The organism is Seonamhaeicola marinus, from assembly GCF_008085455.1.
Genome location: NZ_VSDQ01000209.1, coordinates 1 through 565 on the forward strand (window position 1 = coordinate 1; position 565 = coordinate 565).

1 pseudogene is annotated in these 565 nt (G+C 31.9%); it reads left to right on the top strand.

Going from position 1 to position 565, the window contains the following annotated elements:
- A pseudogene (locus tag FUA24_RS03060) lies at nt 1–565 on the top strand (gliding motility protein GldM); the annotation flags it as partial.

Here is a 565-nt window from a genome sequence, read left to right on the forward strand (position 1 = left end):
TGATCCTACGGATTATGAAATTATGGATAAAGGAGATTATTTAGACCAAAATTTCTTTAAAGGCGATGTTATTAAGCCTGAAGGAAAAGAGTTTTTAAATCAAATTGCTACATTTAGAGATGGCGTTTCTGAAATTTTAAAAGATGAAAAAGGAATGCAAGATATTGTTAAAGATGTACAGAAAAACTTTAGCACAGACCAAGTAATTAATAGAGATAACAGACCTGTTGATTGGTTAGATTATCATTACAAAGGTTTCCCTTTAGTGGCATCATTAACCAAAATGACGCAGTTGCAAGCTGATATTAAAACTACAGAGTCTCAAGTGTTATCGGCTATGTTACAAGGAACACTTTCTAGTGAGGTGTCTATGACAAACTATACAACTTTAATGGAAACTTCAAAATCTGCTTATTTCAATGGCGAGCAGTTTGATGGGCAAATTGTTTTAGGTAGAAAAGATGCTTCAACAAAACCATCAAGAGTTGAATTAACATTAGATGGAAGAAAGCTTACTGAAAATCAATATTCAATTGAAGACGGTAAAGTAAAATTAAAAATAGGT